The organism is Neoluteolibacter marinus, assembly GCF_014904755.1.
In the GTDB taxonomy this organism is placed as follows: Bacteria; Verrucomicrobiota; Verrucomicrobiia; order Verrucomicrobiales; family Akkermansiaceae; genus Haloferula; species Haloferula marina.
This window is the reverse complement of record NZ_JACZFQ010000087.1, coordinates 30,100-45,803: the sequence shown is the minus strand read 5'-3', so window position 1 is coordinate 45,803 and position 15,704 is coordinate 30,100. Positions and strand designations below refer to the sequence as shown.

Below are 15,704 nucleotides of genomic sequence, written 5' to 3'. Positions count from 1 at the left end.
GGTCTGCTGGAGCAGCCGGCTGCCGGCAGCAGCGCCACGGATCCGCTCGACTTCCGCGCCTTCGACCTCCGGACCTTCCGCGCCGAGATCCCCTAGCGGCGGATCCTCCGGCGCCGGCAGGCGAGCACCGCGGCCGCGACCCATGGCAATGCCGCCGCGGGTTCCGGCACCGCGGCCGCCCGGGTGTAGGAGAAGGTGCCACCCGATCCCGCGCCGCCCCAGCCGTCGAAGATGATGTCGAGGTAAACGTCCTCCGCGACCAAGTAGAGGACACCGGGCACCCCGACCGACGATGGCGGACTGCCCTCCACCGCGCGGCCCCAGTTGTTGAAACTGAGCGCCGCGTGGTTGGCGGCGCCGCCGAAGCTGCCGCTGCCGGGGTTGCCGTTGAGCCCCTCGAACGCCCAGAGGGTTCCCGCCACGTCCGCCGCCGTGCCGTTGAGCAACTGGGTGCCGGCATCGACGTTCGCGTTGTAGATGCCTTTCAGGTTCTGGCGCGTGATCGCGACCGAGGTCGAGACCAGGTCCTGATTTTCCGTCAGGGTCCAGTCGGAGAAGGCCACCTTGGAGAAGCTCACCGAGGTGATCCCAGGCTCACCGAAAGCCCACACAGTGGCTGCGTCGAGGGAGCTGGAAATCAACAGCAGGGGGAGGAGGCGACGAAACATCCACGACGGCTACTCAACCCTCAGGCCCGCCGCAAGCCTGCGGTCCCGTGGCGGCCATCGGGGATGTTCCAATCCGGATCAGAAGTTGACCCGGAACCCGGCTTCCACCAGCACGTCGTCCTCGAGGATCCCGACGCCCACCGGCGCCACGCTGATGTCGCTGTCGTCGAGGTAGATCCAGCGGGCACCCCCGTAGAGGTCGAAGGATTCGGTGACCTGATACGCCAACCCGGCGAAAACCTGCGCCGCGAACACGGTGTCGCTGTCGCTGAAGTTCGCAGTCGGTCCACCGCCGCCGAGGGCCGCCGCGGTGGCCTCGTAGTCGACGAAGGCGACACCGATCCCGGCCCCGACGTAGGCCGACAGCTTCTCTTTGAACTTGCGCTCGATCTTGTAATTCAAGGTGAGGGGCACGATCTCGACTTCCGAATCGAGATAGAGCGAGAACTGCGAGTCACCCACGGTGACCGGCGGCGTGACGAAGGAGTCGTCCGCCGAGGTCCAGCCGCATTCAAGGAAGACCGAATGCTGCCATTCACAGCGCGACGGCAAGTCGATCCCGAGGTGGAGATGATACATGTCTTCCTCGTAGTCGACGAGATAGCCGGCGCTGGCACCGGCAAACCAGTTCCACAGCGCCGGCTCGGGCGCGGGTGGCGGAGGGATCACTTCCTTGGAACTGGAACCCGCGAGGGCGACGCCGCTGAGCAGCACGAATGATAGGATGGTTCGTTTCATGGTGTGTCTTGCCCGGTCCAAGCCCCCTCCAACAGGTCGGGCTGGTGATCCGGTTGCGCCTCATTCGCGAACCCGCTGCCCCGGTTTCAGATCTCCGTGGAAAACTTCTCCTGAGCTCCCGGCGCCTGTTCTTCATCGACATCCGGCGGTGTTTGCCGTCTTCTATCTAACGATCCAAAAATCGTTTCAAACCAACCTCTCCCAACCATGGACCCCGACCAACTCCAACAGCTCGAGCAGTTCAACAATGCCGGCAGCGGATCCCCGATCCCGGGCATCATCGGCCTGCTGATCATCATCCTGGTCATCGCCGCCTTGTGGAAAGTGTTCGTCAAGGCCGGCCAGCCCGGCTGGGCGGCGATCGTGCCGATCTACAACGCCGTGATCCTGCTCAAGATCACCGGCAAGCCGATGTGGTGGATCATCCTGATGTTCATCCCGCTGGTGAACGTCGTCATCGGGATCCTGGTGGCGATCAGCCTCGCGGAGCGGTTCGGCAAGGGCGTGGGCTTCGGACTCGGCCTGTCATTCCTGCCGATGATCTTCTACCCGATCCTCGGCTTCGGGGATGCCCGCTATCTCGGCCCGCCGGCCGCCTGACCGGCGGAATTCCCGGCTGAAGCAAAGGCGCCTGCTGCCACGAATGGCAGCAGGCACCGGCGATGAGAATTGGCGCGATGATCCGGCCCGGATCGTCCCAATCAGCCTTCCGCGGTCTTCTGTTTTACCTTGGGCGCGATCAGATCGATGACATCCAGCGCCTCGTCGTCGAGCGGCGGGGCCTCGAGGGCGGCGAGCGAATCGTCGAGCTGGGCGACCGTGCGGGCGCCGATGATCGCCGAGGTCACCGCGCCCTGGCCGAGCACCCAGCGCAAGGCGAGGTGCTGGAGGCTGAGGCCGCGGTCGGAAGCGAAGCGGTGCAGGGCACGAATCTTCTCGAGCTGATCCTCGACCTGCGACTGCTGGAGGAAGCCGTCGGACCGGGCTGCCCGGGAGCCGGACGGAACGCCATCGACGTACTTGCCGGTGAGCATTCCCTGCGCGAGCGGGCTGAAGACGATCGAGCCGATCCCCTTTTCCTGCAGCCAGTCGTGGATCCCTTCGGTCTCCGGCCAGCGGTTGAGGATGGAATAAGGCGGCTGATAGATGATCGGCCGGACGCCCATCCCCTTGAGGATCTTGACCGCTTGCTTGAGCATCTTGAGCGGGTACTTCGACAGGCCGACGTAGAGCGCGCGGCCGGAGCTCACTGCGGTGGCGAGGGCCGACATCGTCTCCTCCAGCCGGGTGTCGGGGTCGGGCCGGTGCGAGTAGAAGATGTCGACGTAGTCGAGGCGCAGCCGCTTGAGCGACTGGTCGAGCGACGCCAGCACGTGCTTGCGCGATCCCCATTCGCCGTACGGTCCCTCCCACATGTCGTGGCCGGCCTTCGAGGAAATGATCAGCTCATCGCGGTGCGACGCGAAGTCCTCGGACAACATCCGGCCGACGTTTTCCTCGGCGCTGCCGTAGGGCGGGCCGTAGTTGTTCGCGAGGTCGAAATGGGTGATGCCGCGGTCGAAGGCACGGCGCAGGATGGCGCGGGCTTCGTTCTGGTCGTCGACGTGGCCGAAGTTGTGCCAGCAGCCGAGCGAGATCTCGGGAAGCTTGAGGCCGGAGTCGCCGCAGCGGCGGTAGGGCATGCGGCCGTCGTAGCGGGAAGGATCGGAAGTGTACATGGAATCAAAGGGATCGGAGCGCCTGGATCCGCGTCAGTGTCGGCGGATGGGAGTGGTCGAGGAAGACCCGGAACGGGTGCGGGGTCAAGTTGGAGAGATTCTTCGCGGAGAGCTTTTTCAGGGCGCTCACCAGGGACTCCGGCTTGCCGGTGGCGCCGGCGGCGAAGGCATCGGCCTCGAACTCGTGCTTGCGCGACCAGGCGTTGCCGGCGATGCCCAACAGCCGGCTCGCGGGCGCGAAGAGCAACCCGAACAGCACCAGGCCGACGTGCGGGGAAACCTCCGCCACCCCGAAGGCATCGAAGAGCGCGCGGGAAAAGGTGCCGCCGTCAACAACGAGGCCGAGCAGGAAGAACAGCGCGGCGGCCTGCACGACCGACACCGCGAGCCGCTGGACGATGTGGCGCAACTTGAAGTGGCCGATTTCATGGGCGAGCACGGCGACCAGCTCGTCCTGCGTCTGTTCCTCGACCAGCGTGTCGTAGAGGGCGATCTTCTTGGTCTTGCCGAAGCCGGTGAAGAAGGCGTTGGCCTTGGTGGAGCGCTTCGAGCCGTCCATCACCGAGATCTCGCCGAGCGGGAAGCCGCACTTCTCCGCCATGCGCTCGATCGCCTGGCGCAGCGGACCGTCGGCCATCGGGGTGAACTTGTTGAACAAGGGCAGGATCAAGGTCGGGGCCAACCAGGTGAGGAAGAGCTGGAAGGTGACAAAGAAGCCCCAGGCCCACAGCCAGGCGTGGCCGACGTGGATGAAGATCCAGAGGATGCCGGCGGCAAGCGGCAGGCCGAGCAGGGCGGCGAGCAGGAGCCCCTTGAACTGGTCGATCACGAAGGTCCGCGGCGTGGTCTTGTTGAAGCCGAACTTCTCCTCGATCACGAAGGTGTCGTAGATCGAGAACGGGAGATGGACCAGCGTGTGGCCGACGAACAGCAACCCGAGAAACACCAGGCCGGCCGGGATCCCGGCCGGGACCAGGCTGCGGGCGACTCCATCGAGCCAGCCGAATCCGCCGAGAATCCAGAAGCCCAGCACGACGGCGAGCGAGAAGGTCGAGTGGATGATTTCAAAACGGGCGGACTCGCGGGTGTAGGCCTGCGAACGGGCGTAGCGTTCGGCATCGAAGACATCGGCGAACTCCGCGGGCAGCTCCGGCGAGAGTGCTTTCAAATTGAGCAGGGTCGCGATGAGATCCAGGTTCCACAGCGCGAACAGGGCCACGATGATGAGGATGGCGAGGGCGTTCCATTCCATGTCGCGGCGAGGATGTACCGCGGGCCGCGGGGTGAATAGCGGATAGTGGCGGGATGACCCGGAGGGCTGTCATTCGATTTGCCGTGGGAACGATTCCGATCTAGCATGCCGAAGCTGGGAAACGGCAGGTCCCTCGTCCCGAACAACGACATTCACTCAAGAACCAACCTCATGCGCGCTCTCCTTTTCCTCCTCCCCGTCCTGCTCGCGAGCTGTGGCCAGCAGGCCCCGCAGTACCGGATCCTCGAACAATCGAAGCACGAGATCTCGTTGCGCGAATCCTGGTCCGACACCGCCTACATCGTCGTCAAGGAGGTGCCGGGCGACCTGCGCGTCACCTGGAAGGTCCGGGCCGGCCAGTTCGACCGCTCCGACTTTCCGAGCTTCAAGGGCATCCGGTTGGTGCCCGGTACCGAGCGGGAGCTCTGCTTCACCCGCGCGGGCTGCCTGATCGGCTACACCGACCGCTCGAACCCCTGCCTGGATGCGTCCGGCGACACCGCGTCCGCACCGGTCATCTATCCGGAGAAGTAGCCGCATCCGCGACGGCCTGGATTACTGCCAGCACTGCTCGTCCATCATCCAGATGACGACCGAGTGCTGGATCTCCTGCTGGCGCAGCTTGAAGATGGCCTGGCGCTTGTCGACGCGCGCGATGCTGTCGAATGACGACGGATCTTCCTGCGCCTCCAGCCCCAGCGCCTGTTCCTGGGCCAGCTTCATCTCACGCCAATGCTGGATCAGGGTCCGCACCTCGCTGCGGACGGCCTCGGTCTTGAGGACCGGCTCGGGTTCCTTGTCGCCGGGATGAACCATATCCGCGAGCGTTTCCGTCACCGCGCGGGTGCCCGGCAGCGCCGGCTTGCTGGCGTCGTGCGCCTTGCGGAGCGCGGCCACCAGCTCCTTCGAGCGCTGCAGCCATCCCCAACGGTCCCACTCGGTCAGATCCGGGCGATTGGCGTCGCGATAGTTCGGCAATCCCGAGCCGTCCTTGACGAAGCGGACGTCGCGGTACTCCGCATCGAAGAAATCCCGCACCTCGCCCAGCCACTTCCTGCGCTCGTCGCGCAGCACCCCGCGCCACCCCTGCAGCGCCTTCGACAACTTCGGGTCGGCATCGGCCGGTAGCGGAGGCGCCGCATCCAGCTTTGCCATCTCGGCGTCGATGAGTTCACCCGTCCGCAGGAGTTGCTGCAGCTTGACCTTTTCCCCGCGCATCTTCAGCTCCGCATCGACGGACTCCGCGGTGTGCTTCCAGGCGCTGCCCTCGATGTTGTGGGACAGGTCCTTGAGCTTGCCGATAGACGCGAGCTGCTTGGGCAGCTGGGTGACCGGCTCGTTGAGCGTTTTCAGCAGCTCCTGCGGCTTGAGCACATCGCCCAGCGAGAAGCTCACCGCGTTCTTGACCTCATCCGTGAGGTTGCGGACCACCGGCCTTTCCTCGACCGCCTGCTGATAGGCGGTCTTGGCAACGATGTAGTCACGGTTCCGCTCTTGCATCAACTTGTCGGCCTCGCTCCAGCTCATCTCCACGGTCTCGAACGGCGACTGCGCCTCGACCTCCTTCGCATAGCGGAGCCCCTCGACCACGGCGTGTTCGGAGACGGATTCACTCACCACCTCCCGGACGCAACCGCTGCACATGACAGCGGCCAGTCCCGGAAGTGCCCATGGATACGCCTTCACCACCCGTCATACGGGAGAGCGGCCCAAGTCTTTCGGATCGCCGAATGAAAGCCAGGGCGACGGCCTAACATCCATACCTGCCGGCGGCGATACTTCGCCTGTCAGAGTCACAATCGGTTGGCATCCGCCGCTCACTCCCTATGGTGCCCGCACTCACGAAATGATCTCTGATCCCTCCCCCCTGCCAACCGCCGTTCTATCAACCATTCTCGCGGGATCCCTGAGTGCCGCACCGCTCCGCGTGCTGGCGATCGGCGACAGCTTGACCGAAGAATACGCCTTCGAGCCCACCTTCTCCGCACCGGCATCGGATCCCGATGATCCGAATACCCGCAGCTGGACGGAACTGCTCCGTACCTTCCGTGGCGCGGAAGTCTCGCTGGGGCCCTACGAGAACACCCTCGCATCCTACGCCGACCTCCGGAACAGCGGGCACGAATGGAACTTCGGCATCCCCGGCACGACCCTGAGGAACTGGGTCAACCTGCTCAACCGGCAGCCGGGATCGGACGAACTCGGGCCGCTCTACGGGATCACTAAGGACGCGCTCGAAGACGAGATCTGGTCGGTGCAAGCCGTGGTGATCCTGCTGGGTGCCAATGACCTGAAGCAGGACTATGACGATGTCTTCAACAACACCGAGGGCAGCAATTTCTTCACGGGAATGCTCAACCGGCTGAACTCGGTCTATGCTTGGGTCAATACCAGCCGCGGCACCGCACGACCGAAGATCGTGGTCTGCACCGTGCCCGACATCGGCGCCGCGCCCGAGATCGCCGATACCTACGACGACCCCGACAAACAGGAGGCGGCGCGGGCGAAGATCGCGGTTTTCAACCAGTCGATCCTCACCTGGGCCGCGGGCAAGAACTACCCGCCGTCGATCGCCCGCCTCGACCTGTTGACCGACCGCATCTTCGACGAAACCCCGTTTTCACTGAACGGCACCGGATTCACCCTCTCCGGCGACGATGACAATCCACCCGACCAGGTGTTCTGCCGCGACGGGTTCCACGTATCGACCGTCGGCCAAGCGCTGGTGGCCAACGAAATCCTCGCGGCCCTCGCGGACGCCACCGGCAACGAACTGACACCCTTCGGCAATCGCGAGATCCTCGAGGACGTCCTCGGCCTCGATCCCGACCAGCCTTATCTCGACTATGTCGCGGCCGCGGGATTGGCCGGCTCCGGCCCGGACGAGGACCCGGACGGCGACGGCATCCCCAACCTCGCGGAGTTCCTGTTAGACACTCCGCCGGGCACCGCCGGTCAACCCTTGTCCGGCAGCTTCGTCCCGGGCGGAACCCTCGCCTGGAAACCCTCCGCGACCGCCGCCGCATACGGCGTGCTGGTCCCCGAGGAATCGCCGGATCTCACGGAATGGACGCCGGTGCCCGGGGAACGGATCGACACGGCCGCGGACGGCACGGTCTCCATCGTGCCCGCCACCGGCGACAAGGGCTTCGCCCGGCTACGCGCCGAAGTGACGCCGTGAACGGCAGGCATCCCCGATTGCGCCGGCTCCCGTCCCCGCCATCGTTCCGGCAAGCAAACAAATCCTTCATGCCACCGGCCGGATCTGCTTGGCTGATATCCCTTGATTCCCGCCGGATCCGGGCTACCCGAACGATCCGGGAATCTCCGGAGCATCCACAGAAACCTCATTCCTCCCAGCGAGACAAAGCCATGTCAGACGAATCCAAATGCCCCTTCGGCCACAACTCCGCCACCGCCGGCGGCGGCACCTCCAACCAGGATTGGTGGCCGAACCGACTCAAGATCGAACTCCTCAGCCAGCACTCCGCCAAGTCCGACCCGATGGCCCCGGACTTCAACTACGCGGAAGCCTTCAAGTCCCTCGACTTCGCCGCTTTGAAGGCCGACCTCGCCGCGCTGATGACCGACTCGCAGGACTGGTGGCCCGCCGACTTCGGCCATTACGGCCCGCTCTTCATCCGCATGGCCTGGCACAGCGCCGGCACCTACCGCACCGGGGACGGCCGCGGCGGCGGCGGCCGCGGCCAGCAGCGCTTCGCCCCGCTCAACTCGTGGCCCGACAACGTCAGTCTCGACAAGGCCCGCCGCCTCCTCTGGCCGATCAAGCAGAAGTACGGCCGCAAGATCTCCTGGGCCGACCTGATGATCCTCGCCGGCAACGTCGCGCTCGAAACGATGGGCTTCAAAACCTTCGGCTTCGCCGGCGGCCGCGCCGACACCTGGGAGCCCGACCAGGACGTCTACTGGGGTCGCGAAACCACCTGGCTCGGCGGCGATGAGCGCTACGCGAAAGGTTCTCCCGGCGTCGGAGGGGAAGGCGTCCTCGTCGGCGAGGACGACAGCGGCGTCGATCACAGCCGCAACCTCGAGAACCCGCTCGCCGCGGTGCAGATGGGGCTCATCTACGTCAATCCCGAGGGCCCCGATGGCAATCCCGACCCGCTAAAGTCCGCCTACGACATCCGCGACACCTTCGGGCGCATGGCCATGAACGACGAGGAAACCGTCGCCCTCATCGCCGGCGGCCACTCCTTTGGAAAAACCCACGGCGCCGGGCCCGCGGATCACGTCGGCCCCGATGCCGAGGCCGCGCCGCTCGAGGAACAGGGCTTCGGCTGGAAAAGCAGCTACGGCTCGGGCAAGGGCGCCGACACCATCACCAGCGGCCTTGAGGTCACCTGGACGCAGACGCCCGCGCAGTGGAGCCACTACTTTTTCGAGAACCTCTTCGGCTACGAATGGGAACTCTCCAAGAGCCCTGCCGGCGCCCACCAGTGGGTCGCCAAGGATGCCAAGCCGTGCATCCCCGACCCGGCCGATCCGACCAACCCGGACAAGCTGCGCCTGCCCACGATGCTGACCAGCGACATCGCCCTGCGCACCGATCCGGCGTATGAAAAGATCTCGCGCCGCTTCCTCGAAAACCCGGACGAGTTCGCTGATGCCTTCGCCCGCGCCTGGTTCAAGCTGACCCACCGCGACATGGGCCCGAAGTCCCGCTACCTCGGCCCCGAGGTGCCCGCCGAGGACCTCATCTGGCAGGATCCGGTTCCCGCCGCCGAGGATCCGCAGGTCGATGAAACCGACATCGCCACCCTGAAGTCGAAGGTGCTTGGAAGCGGTCTCACCGTTTCCCAACTCGTCTCCACCGCCTGGGCATCCGCGTCCACCTTCCGCGGTTCCGACAAGCGCGGCGGGGCCAACGGCGCGCGCATCCGCTTGGCCCCGCAAAAAGACTGGGAGGTCAACCAGCCCTCGCAGCTCGCCCATGTCCTCGAAGTCCTCGAGGCCATCCAGGGCGACTTCAACAGCGGCATCACCGGCAAGAAAATCTCCATGGCCGACCTCATCGTACTCGCCGGTTCCGCCGCGGTGGAAAAGGCCGCCAAGGACGCCGGACACGCCGTCACCGTGCCCTTCGCCCCGGGCCGCACCGACGCCACCGACGAGCAGACCGATGCCGAAAGCTTCGCGGTGCTTGAACCCATCGCCGACGGCTTCCGCAACTACCTCAAGGGCAAGTACGCCGTCCCCGCCGAGGCCCTGCTGATCGACAAGGCCCAACTCCTCACGCTCACCGCACCCGAGATGACCGCGCTCATCGGAGGCATGCGCGTCCTCGGCACCAATGCCGACGGCGGCAACTACGGCGTCTTCACCAACCGGCCCGGAAAGCTGACGAATGACTTCTTCGTCAACCTCCTCGACATGGCCACGGAGTGGAAGCAGGTCTCGCCCTGCGGCAACGCCTTCGCCGGCGTCGACCGCAAGACCGGCCAGCCGAAATGGTCGGCCACCCGCGTCGATCTCGTCTTCGGCTCGAACTCGGTCCTGCGTTCCCTCGCCGAGGTCTACGCCTGCTCGGACAGCGGGGAGAAATTCGTCGCCGACTTCGTCGCGGCCTGGACCAAGGTCATGAACCTCGACCGCTTCGACCTCGCCTGAGGTCCCGGTGAGACCCTTCGCCCCGTCACATGCCTCCCGTGGAAACGCGGGAGGCATGTTTTGTGATCCCGGACCGTCACCGGTGTGCGGTCCGGGACCAGGTCAGTTCGCGGAGTCGGCGAAGCGCAGGCGCTGGTTGCTGCCGCTGTGATGCTGCCAGACGACAACCCCGGCACCGTTCGCACCGTTGGCGGTGACGTCCACGCTCTTCGTCGGCTCAGCGTCGGAGATCATCCGGAACCACGAGCCGCCGAGGCGCTGGATGTTCCAGCGCTGGTTCGAGCCCGCACCGCTATGCCAGGTGGTAAGGCTGCCGGCACCGACGTTCAGATCCAGCGATTTCGCGGGAAACGAGGCGCTGGTGAAGCGGAGCGTGCCCGAGGAATTGGCTTCGGCATTCCACTTCTGATGGGTGCCGCCGCCCCACTCCCACATGCGCACGACCCCACCGTTGGCGGGATTGCCACCGTCGGTCTCGATCGCCTGCCGATCCGCCACGTCGCAGAGGATGCGGTAGGACTGGCTGGTGGTGATGCCCACCATCTCGGCCACCCAGCCCTGGGCGACACCGCCGTTGTAGCTCCACAGCAGCACGTCGCTGTTCCCCTGCGCCATGTCGACCACGGAAGTCGTGCCATCGCCCGATCCCGTCGACTTGCCGAGGATGATCTCCGCCCCGCCATTGCGCGGGAAAACCTTGAAGCGCTGCGAGTCGCCCGAGGTGGCCGTCGACTGGAGGATGTTGGTCCCGTTGCCGGTGCCATTGTTCTGCACGGTCAACCACTTGTCGGTGCCCCGCAGGTTGAAGCTGTAGGTCCCGTCGCTGCCGTTCCACACGGCCACCCATTGCTGGTTCGCGTCCGTGTCGCTCGCGGTGAGCATGGAAACCGGCAGTCCGTTCGAGGATGCGTTCGTCGTGCCCAGGCAGATGCCCGTGTTGTAGCCGTTGGCGAAGCGGTAGATCCCGCCGTGGGTCAACGGCCGGATCCCGCCGGAGTAGCGCGGGCCGAAGGTGATCTGCACCTGCGCGGAGCGGTTCGGGTTGGTGCCGTTCAGCGACACCAGCTTGATCGAGAGATCCGCGGTCGGATCGTAGAAGGTCTGGCCCACCGTCAGCGGCGAGTTGTAGATGCCGCCAGACGGGTCGTTGAGATCCAGCAGCGTCGTCGAGCTCTGGTCGTATCGCTGGAGCCGGACGGAGAGGCCGTTCCCGAAGGCGTCCAGCGGGGACACCACGTTGTTCGAAATGAGGCCGAGCCAGTAGGTGTGTTCGTCATCGCGGGAGAACTTCAGGCCGCGGACCTGTGAGTTCGGGTCGATGCTGCCATCATTCTGATACACCGTGTAGGTCCCGGAAGCCGTGACCGACTGGATGCGTGCGTCCGGGATCCAGCGCAGGCGGTTGAGGGAGTTGATGCTGTAGGTGCGGGTGGGAGCCACGTTGCCATAGCCGATCCCCATCCAGCAGGAGCGGTCGCCATATTCGTAATGGACGTGGTTCGGCGAGGCGGAATCCCCGTCGCTGCTGCCCCAGGAATTGGCGTGGCCGAGGCCGAGGAAATGGCCGAACTCATGGATGAAGATGTCCTGCCCCATGCTGTTGTTCATGTGGATCCGGTTCCCCGAAGCCAAGCCAGCCCAACCGACACCCACCGGAGCGACGACGGTGGTGAAGCAGTCGTAGTCGGAGAGGTTGTAGCCGTTCGCCGCGGCGATCGACTGGCACTCGGTGGTGATCGCCTGGATGTCGTAAGTGGCATCGAAGCTCGACGAGAGGTTGTAGACCGGCGTGTAGGTCGACTGCAGTGACATCTTGTTGTAGGACATCAGGGGATAGCGGGCGACCGCGGCGCTCAGGGCCGTGCTGAAGCTGCTGTCGTTGGTCACGCTCGACGCAAGCGGATGCCCCGGGGTGTTGGCGCGGAAGACGAGGACCTTCTTCGTCCCGTGGGTGTGGCCCACCGAAGGCCGGTTCAGGTATCCGCTCTCCCCCGCACCGCCGCCGTCGGCAGAGAGGTAATGCACCTCCGAGCCGGGATCCCAGCCCGCGGTGAGGTCGTCCGTCTTCCGCCGCTCGGAAGCGGCCGTCAGCAGATTCCCCTCCAAGGCGCGGATGTGAGACTCGCAACAGGTGGAGCCATACTGATCGCCGCCGAACTGATAGACCGTATGCTCCGTGTCGGTCTCCACGGGATGATCTCCATGCGACGGATCGAGCTGGCTCAGGTCGGAGACCTTTCCGACGGGGGATTCCCCCGGCTCCAGCTGCCGCAGCGGACTATCGAGGATGGCGATTCGGTCGCCGATGGCGATGCCGTGGATCGACCCGTCGTCGATAAAATCGATCCCGGCACTTTGCCCGTAACGATAGGCATCGTAGTAGCGATCGTTGATGGCCGCGAAATCGGGATGATCGATCACCGGTTCGCCCGGCCGGGGCAGCGCGCAGACGTGGCCGGTGTCGCCGATCGCATCGACACGTTCCTCCAACAGGCCTGCCATTCCTTCCGGCAGGACGTCGCGGATCTCAAGCGGCAGTGCCGCGGCCAGGGCACGGCGGGGATCCCGCATGATATGCAGGGCAAGAGCCCCGCGACGTTGCTCCGCCAGCTCGATCCCTTCGGCTTCCATCTCCATCCGCTCCTCCGTCGCGGCCTCGAGAAAGCGCTTGGTCCAACCGGCGAAGGCCGCGAGATCGGGATCGGGATCGAGGTCCCACGCCGATCCGAGCAACCGTCGCTCGGGCAAGGCGGCCACGGCACCCGCCTCGTCCGCCGGAGCGGGCAGGAACATGACGGGCTCTCCCGCAGGAACCCGCGGGGCGGCCGCTGCCGCATCGGATCCAGCCTTCACCCGCCCGGGGGCGGCAGCAGGACCCGGCTCGCCCGGACGACCGGTTCCAGCGCCCCCGAAAAGCCCGATGCCGACCGGGATCAAACACAGCACCGCGAGAGCCGGCACATAACGCCCCGCCCTCCGTCGATCGCGAACTTCCGACACGCCCGACTCCATGATATCTACCTTGGATTTCTTCATAGTGGTTTTGTCAATGTATTGCAAACACGGGAGACGAAGGAAAAAGTTCGCCATCCCATACTCGCAACGCTGCGAAAACAGGAAGCTCCGCACAGCTCCCCAACTGAGTAGAAGCAACCACCCCCATGAATTCGAAGCCGGACGGGATTCGATCCGGTTTATCACCGGCACAAGACCCCTCATCTAACAAGCACGCAACAATCCCCGGGATTGCTTGGTTCGTGAATTACTCCCCGCAACGGGGATCCGGCTGGAACGATCGCCCGGCGCTCAGTCTCCCGCCGCTTTGGCAGGGGCACCCTCAGCCTTCCGCTTGCCGGAAGGTGGCGCGCCCTGCATGAAATTCATCAGCTCCATGGCGAAACGGATGTCCTCCTGATCGACGACCTTGCCGTCCTCGTGGAGCTCCGAATTCAGAGGAATCCCCGCGGCGCGTTTCAAGGCCACGGCATCGGGATCTTCCGCCGGCACGGGAAGCGAAAACAACGCGGGTGCCGATGGCGGCGCGGCCGGAGGGGGCTCGGACGTTTCGCGGAACATCATGCCGATCAGATCCCGACCCGCGGGAATGGACACGAACGCCAGGATCACGAAGGCCAGACCACCCAGCAACACCCGCGTGGAGAGCCGGCGCCATTCGTTGGAGACCGCCGACTTCTCGCGCTCCCGTTCTTCGATCATGCCGCGCAGCTCGTCTTCCGACGGCTCGGCAGATCCAGGACGCGATGGCGGAGCTTCCACGGCAGGTCACGTATCCGAAATATCCAGAAACGTCAAACACCCACGGGTCCGACCGCTTACCCGCCCCTCAACCGTTCGAGCGCCATCTGGAATCGCGCGCGAAGCTCCGAGACGCTGCGACGGAGACGGATGCGTTCCGCGGCATCGTTGCAATTCGCGAGCGATGCCTCGAGCTCCTCCGCCTCCTTGAGCAGGCCTATCACCGGAGGCGTGAATCCTTGTCCCCGGAGCATCGCGAAACCAGCCCGCCACTCCTCGGGAGACTGGAAGTAGCTCTCCAGGTCCATCGTCGTGCCCGCCGCCGGTGGCACGAGGCTCCCCGAGGCGATCGCCTCGTCGAACATCGCTTCACCCAGTTTGGAAAGCCCGGACACGCCACCATCAAAAGCAGGCCGGATGCCGGCTCGCAACCGCCGCGCCAGCTTCCACCTCGCGCAGGCCGCGGCGGCGTGCTAGAGGGAATACCCTACCGCCATGAAACCCCGCTCCTGCTTCCACACCGTCTCGCTCCTGCTCCGGCTGGCATTTCCATGCGCCTTCGCCTTTCCCGTCAACTCTTCCGGCCAGATCACGCCCGGTGTCACTTACAACGGCAATGCGACCACCTACACCATGACTCCCGGCGGAGGCGCGGCGAGCCTGCCCGCCGGAGAAGTGTCGGATTATTACGCCGCCTTGAACGCGCCTCAGTGGGACGGCTCCGCGTGGGGTGGTGCCTGGGTGGAGGTCACCGGTTCCGCCGGCACCGCCGTCGTTCAGATCGTCGATCTCTGCACCGAATGTCCCTCCGGTGCCCTCGATCTCGGGCCGGTGCCCTTCGCGGAAATCACCGGCTCCCCGGATGGCATCCACCCGATTTCATGGCGTCTCGTGTCCGCCCCCGGCACCCCCGGACCCGTGCATTTCTACTCGGAAGGCAGCAATCCTTTCTACCTCAAGCTCCAGGCGGCCAACATCGTGAACCCGGTGGACACGATGGAAATCTTCCACGCCAGTGGCTACGTCTCCATGACCCGGACCGCGGACAATCATTTCACGTTTTCTCCCGGCTCCTCCATCGCGGAGCCCTTCACCATCCGCCTCACCGACATCTTCGAAAACACGGTGGTCTCCAGCGGACTGACCCTTGCCGCCACCTCGACCGGCCAGAACGGCGGCGGGAATTTCCCGCCCGTCAGCGACCAGGACATCGTCGTGGAACAGCCAGCCGATTCCCCCGTGGATGACGGCGCGTCCGTCGATCTCGGCAACTCCATCGACGGTGCCGCGACTTCGCTCGAATTCACCATCCGCAACCTCGGCGCGGTCGAGCTCACCGGCATCGGCATCACCAAGGACGGGACGGACGCCACCGACTTCTCGGTCACCACCCCGCCCGCGACCACGCTCGCCGCCAGCGCCGCCACCACGTTCACGATTTCCTTCGCGACCTCCACTCCCGGTCTCCGCACCGCGGCCATCCACATCGCCAGCAGCTCGACCGATCCCGATCTCGCCTCCTATGACATCCTCCTCACCGGCCAGGGCCTGTCGACCGCCGACGACACCGATTCCGACGGCCTCAACGACGGTGCCGAGGCGCTGATGGCCGACCTCGGCTTCGACTGGCAGGTCTCCCAACCCGACCTCGTGAACACCTACTATGCCGCTGCAAATTCCGCCGGTCTCTTCACCGCGGAGCAGGTCCAGGCGCTCCACATCGACACGCCCCTGCTCCGGCGCGATGCCTCAAGTGGGAACTTCACCCTCACGCTTGGCCTCGGAAAATCCACCGACCTCGTGGACTTCGATCCGTTTCCCTTCGCCCTTCCCGGACTCTCCGTGAATTCCAGCGGGGAACTCGAATACGAGTTCAGCCTGGGCGACAACACCGCGTTCCTCCGCGTCGAGACGAAGTGATCCGCAACTTCAAAAGCTCGCGAC

13 protein-coding genes are annotated in these 15,704 nt (G+C 65.2%); 5 read left to right on the top strand and 8 right to left on the bottom strand.

Features of this window, described 5'->3' with window-relative positions; genetic code table 11:
- Positions 1 to 92 precede the first annotated feature (92 nt).
- A complete protein-coding gene (locus tag IG178_RS16625; RefSeq protein WP_193213697.1) occupies positions 93 to 668 on the bottom strand; it encodes a hypothetical protein in 576 nt (191 codons plus the stop codon).
- Between the two features lie 78 nt (positions 669 to 746).
- Positions 747 to 1,406: an outer membrane beta-barrel protein gene (locus IG178_RS16620; protein ID WP_193213696.1), complete on the bottom strand. Its 660-nt coding sequence runs from the start codon at positions 1,404 to 1,406 to the stop codon at positions 747 to 749.
- A 207-nt stretch (positions 1,407 to 1,613) separates the two neighbouring features.
- On the opposite strand from IG178_RS16620, the gene IG178_RS16615 reads away from it, so the two are divergent.
- Positions 1,614 to 2,006: a DUF5684 domain-containing protein gene (locus IG178_RS16615; RefSeq protein ID WP_226895514.1), complete on the top strand. Its 393-nt coding sequence runs from the start codon at positions 1,614 to 1,616 to the stop codon at positions 2,004 to 2,006.
- 101 nt (positions 2,007 to 2,107) lie between these two features.
- Here IG178_RS16615 and IG178_RS16610 read toward each other — a convergent pair whose 3' ends face one another.
- Both IG178_RS16610 and IG178_RS16605 read right to left on the bottom strand, forming a co-directional pair.
- A complete protein-coding gene (locus tag IG178_RS16610) occupies positions 2,108 to 3,124 on the bottom strand; it encodes an aldo/keto reductase (protein ID WP_193213695.1) in 1,017 nt (338 codons plus the stop codon).
- A 4-nt stretch (positions 3,125 to 3,128) separates the two neighbouring features.
- The gene (locus IG178_RS16605) at positions 3,129 to 4,376 is read right to left on the bottom strand and encodes a M48 family metallopeptidase (RefSeq protein WP_193213694.1); all 1,248 of its coding nucleotides are present in this window, start codon (positions 4,374 to 4,376) and stop codon (positions 3,129 to 3,131) included.
- A 171-nt stretch (positions 4,377 to 4,547) separates the two neighbouring features.
- On the opposite strand from IG178_RS16605, the gene IG178_RS16600 reads away from it, so the two are divergent.
- Positions 4,548 to 4,910 (top strand): hypothetical protein, encoded by a 363-nt coding sequence (locus IG178_RS16600; RefSeq protein ID WP_193213693.1) that lies wholly within the window; start codon positions 4,548 to 4,550, stop codon positions 4,908 to 4,910.
- Between the two features lie 21 nt (positions 4,911 to 4,931).
- Here IG178_RS16600 and IG178_RS16595 read toward each other — a convergent pair whose 3' ends face one another.
- Positions 4,932 to 5,993 (bottom strand): hypothetical protein, encoded by a 1,062-nt coding sequence (locus tag IG178_RS16595; protein WP_193213692.1) that lies wholly within the window; start codon positions 5,991 to 5,993, stop codon positions 4,932 to 4,934.
- Positions 5,994 to 6,222: 229 nt separating this feature from the next.
- Here IG178_RS16595 and IG178_RS16590 point away from each other — a divergent pair, with 229 nt between their 5' ends.
- Complete coding sequence (locus IG178_RS16590; RefSeq protein WP_193213691.1) at positions 6,223 to 7,557, top strand: SGNH/GDSL hydrolase family protein; 1,335 nt, start codon at positions 6,223 to 6,225, stop codon at positions 7,555 to 7,557.
- A gap of 191 nt (positions 7,558 to 7,748) precedes the next feature.
- Positions 7,749 to 10,004: a catalase/peroxidase HPI gene (gene katG, locus IG178_RS16585; RefSeq protein WP_193213690.1), complete on the top strand. Its 2,256-nt coding sequence runs from the start codon at positions 7,749 to 7,751 to the stop codon at positions 10,002 to 10,004.
- Between the two features lie 102 nt (positions 10,005 to 10,106).
- Here katG and IG178_RS16580 read toward each other — a convergent pair whose 3' ends face one another.
- The 3 genes from IG178_RS16580 to IG178_RS16570 all read right to left on the bottom strand — a co-directional run bounded on the left by IG178_RS16580 (position 10,107) and on the right by IG178_RS16570 (position 14,155).
- Complete coding sequence (locus IG178_RS16580) at positions 10,107 to 12,797, bottom strand: RICIN domain-containing protein (RefSeq protein WP_193213689.1); 2,691 nt, start codon at positions 12,795 to 12,797, stop codon at positions 10,107 to 10,109.
- Between the two features lie 513 nt (positions 12,798 to 13,310).
- Positions 13,311 to 13,721 carry a hypothetical protein gene (locus IG178_RS16575; protein ID WP_226895513.1) on the bottom strand — a complete coding sequence of 137 codons (411 nt, stop codon included), beginning with the start codon at positions 13,719 to 13,721 and terminating at the stop codon, positions 13,311 to 13,313.
- Between the two features lie 116 nt (positions 13,722 to 13,837).
- A complete protein-coding gene (locus IG178_RS16570) occupies positions 13,838 to 14,155 on the bottom strand; it encodes a DnaJ family domain-containing protein (protein WP_193213687.1) in 318 nt (105 codons plus the stop codon).
- A 100-nt stretch (positions 14,156 to 14,255) separates the two neighbouring features.
- On the opposite strand from IG178_RS16570, the gene IG178_RS16565 reads away from it, so the two are divergent.
- The gene (locus IG178_RS16565) at positions 14,256 to 15,680 is read left to right on the top strand and encodes an expansin EXLX1 family cellulose-binding protein (RefSeq protein WP_193213686.1); all 1,425 of its coding nucleotides are present in this window, start codon (positions 14,256 to 14,258) and stop codon (positions 15,678 to 15,680) included.
- Positions 15,681 to 15,704: the final 24 nt, after the last annotated feature.

Bases quoted from the DNA above. Each gene is read 5' to 3' on its own strand.
- IG178_RS16575 (WP_226895513.1), bottom strand. From the start codon at position 13,721: ATGATCGAAGAACGGGAGCGCGAGAAGTCGGCGGTCTCCAACGAATGG.
- IG178_RS16605 (WP_193213694.1), bottom strand. From the start codon at position 4,376: ATGGAATGGAACGCCCTCGCCATCCTCATCATCGTGGCCCTGTTCGCG.
- IG178_RS16565 (WP_193213686.1), top strand. From the start codon at position 14,256: ATGAAACCCCGCTCCTGCTTCCACACCGTCTCGCTCCTGCTCCGGCTG.
- IG178_RS16625 (WP_193213697.1), bottom strand. From the start codon at position 668: ATGTTTCGTCGCCTCCTCCCCCTGCTGTTGATTTCCAGCTCCCTCGAC.
- IG178_RS16600 (WP_193213693.1), top strand. From the start codon at position 4,548: ATGCGCGCTCTCCTTTTCCTCCTCCCCGTCCTGCTCGCGAGCTGTGGC.
- katG (WP_193213690.1), top strand. From the start codon at position 7,749: ATGTCAGACGAATCCAAATGCCCCTTCGGCCACAACTCCGCCACCGCC.
- IG178_RS16615 (WP_226895514.1), top strand. From the start codon at position 1,614: ATGGACCCCGACCAACTCCAACAGCTCGAGCAGTTCAACAATGCCGGC.
- IG178_RS16590 (WP_193213691.1), top strand. From the start codon at position 6,223: ATGATCTCTGATCCCTCCCCCCTGCCAACCGCCGTTCTATCAACCATT.
- IG178_RS16620 (WP_193213696.1), bottom strand. From the start codon at position 1,406: ATGAAACGAACCATCCTATCATTCGTGCTGCTCAGCGGCGTCGCCCTC.
- IG178_RS16610 (WP_193213695.1), bottom strand. From the start codon at position 3,124: ATGTACACTTCCGATCCTTCCCGCTACGACGGCCGCATGCCCTACCGC.
- IG178_RS16580 (WP_193213689.1), bottom strand. From the start codon at position 12,797: ATGTTCCTGCCCGCTCCGGCGGACGAGGCGGGTGCCGTGGCCGCCTTG.